The 1,853-nt window shown below is 40.6% G+C and carries 2 protein-coding genes; both read right to left on the bottom strand.

Translation table 11 applies throughout. The features are described 5' to 3' along the window. Positions 1-533 precede the first annotated feature (533 nt). Complete coding sequence (locus GPK83_RS17205) at positions 534-971, bottom strand: prepilin-type N-terminal cleavage/methylation domain-containing protein (RefSeq protein ID WP_117471177.1); 438 nt, start codon at positions 969-971, stop codon at positions 534-536. Between the two features lie 446 nt (positions 972-1,417). Continuing rightward, on the bottom strand, positions 1,418-1,732 hold the full coding sequence (locus GPK83_RS15845; protein ID WP_252196398.1) for a YoaP domain-containing protein: 315 nt from the start codon (positions 1,730-1,732) through the stop codon (positions 1,418-1,420). Positions 1,733-1,853: the final 121 nt, after the last annotated feature.

Here is a 1,853-nt window from a genome sequence, read left to right as displayed (position 1 = left end):
TTCTCATTCATGGTCTAAACCAAAGACCATTTTTATAAGAATTTTCAGGGTTTTACATACTGTTCAGTTTTCAAGGAACTTTGTTTCGTTGTCGCTTTCGTTCTCAGCAGCAACTCGTTTATTCTATCATACCGTTTCCGGTTTGTCAAGAACTTTTTAAAACTTTTTTTCGAGAGATTAAGAAGTTTTCTTAATGACTCTTAATAAGTTTTGCCCTGTCGCTCAAGGCGTGTATTATAATAACAAATCCCCATGGAAAAGTCAACCATTTTTTTGATATCTTTTTACATTTTTTTCATTATCATTACACCTCTGTTGCATTTTATCAACATATTGATTTTTTTTGCCATACGCACACAACATTTGCTATTCTGTATCCATAATATGAACTACAGCCCACACCTGGGTCTGCAAAGATCATCCCGGTCTTCTATAGATGCGTTGGAAGGATTTGCTGTTACATAAGAAAAACAGGACATTGGGGGGGAGTTCCATTGTCCTGCTTCCTTTTATTTATCTGCTTCTATCATTGTTTATAATGCACTAGCGCCAAGAGACAAGCTACATTTATAATAGTGCGGTTCCACGTTGTGTGTCCTCAAATATTCATTGCAGTAATATACAATCTCGTATCCATTTTCTCCTTTTGATTTCCCAATCAAAATCTTTCCCGCTTTCAGTTCGACCCTTTGTCCATCAAGGAATGTAATTTCTGTAAGATAATGATAACTTGTATTGTCTGATGCCGGCACCTCTGGATTATACTTCCCGGTCGCGATATAATCTGCCTGAATCTCTGAATAGTATGCTCGCAGATTTGCCCAATCGGCAGCCACACGCGCCTTGTGAAGCTGCACGCTGAAAATTGGAATTGAGATTGCTACAAGGATCCCCACGATCGCAACCACGATCAAAAGCTCCGCCAGTGTAAAGCCACATTTTTTGTTTTTCTGTACGTTCAATAAATTCATCTCTTTCAAATCCCATCTTTTTTTCTGTTCCGATCGAAACGCATTTCAAATTATCGTAAGCCGACATATTTCTCTCAGAACCATCGAATAATTATATTAGATTTTTGCAGAAATGTCTATAAAATTCTTACGGTTTTCACAAAATCCACGTAACCTTCCTGATCTGTTTCCCTCATAAAGCAATCCTTGTTGTTATAACCTCCTGCACCTCTGTCCTATTTTGGAGGACATCCTTTTCCTATATTTATGCCTCCAAATTCATGACTATCTTCCACTCGTCAGATCGGCATCGGCGTCTGTGCCAAAATTGAAATAATCGCAACTGCTGCCAAAATACCTGCGATGACTGCCACCGCAATGATGATTTTTTTTTTCATAGATGTTCTTTTCCTCACTTTCCACCCCTTATACATGCTCTTTGCAATCGTAGCGAAACGCATCTGCCATCACTTTATGCCCGCCAGTGCCAGAAACTTTTTATCTGACTGAATGCCCTGAGTCAAAAACTCTCCATCCCGGAACAGGGCATAGGTGGTGACCGGCGCAGGTACATTCTGCGCGGCTTCTTTGTCGGTAATATGAAATGCTTGAAACGATATGCCGTGTTCCTTTGCCGCTTCCAGTACCTTCGGCACCCAATAATAGGTGAAAGGACACTGGTCGGTATAATAGAGGACAAAGCCCGTTTCGCTGACTTTCGGATGTCTGGCACAATCTTTGAATCTCGGCTGATCCGCATTCTCTGCAAGGGGCAGGTACATGAGGTTGATCCCACAGTCAGATATATCTGCGACTTTAAAGCCTTTATCCTAGATTATTCACGGATCAGCCGTGAAAGTGGCTGAAAGCCACATAGTTACTGTATTTTAGCTGAATATTGCT

It is taken from the genome of Clostridium sp. MCC328 (assembly GCF_018785465.1).
Classification (GTDB): Bacteria; Bacillota; Clostridia; order Lachnospirales; family Lachnospiraceae; genus Pilosibacter; species Pilosibacter fragilis.
This window is presented reverse-complemented; position numbering and strand designations above follow the sequence as displayed.

Bases quoted from the DNA above. Each gene is read 5' to 3' on its own strand.
- GPK83_RS17205 (WP_117471177.1), bottom strand. From the start codon at position 971: ATGAATTTATTGAACGTACAGAAAAACAAAAAATGTGGCTTTACACTG.
- GPK83_RS15845 (WP_252196398.1), bottom strand. From the start codon at position 1,732: ATGTACCTGCCCCTTGCAGAGAATGCGGATCAGCCGAGATTCAAAGAT.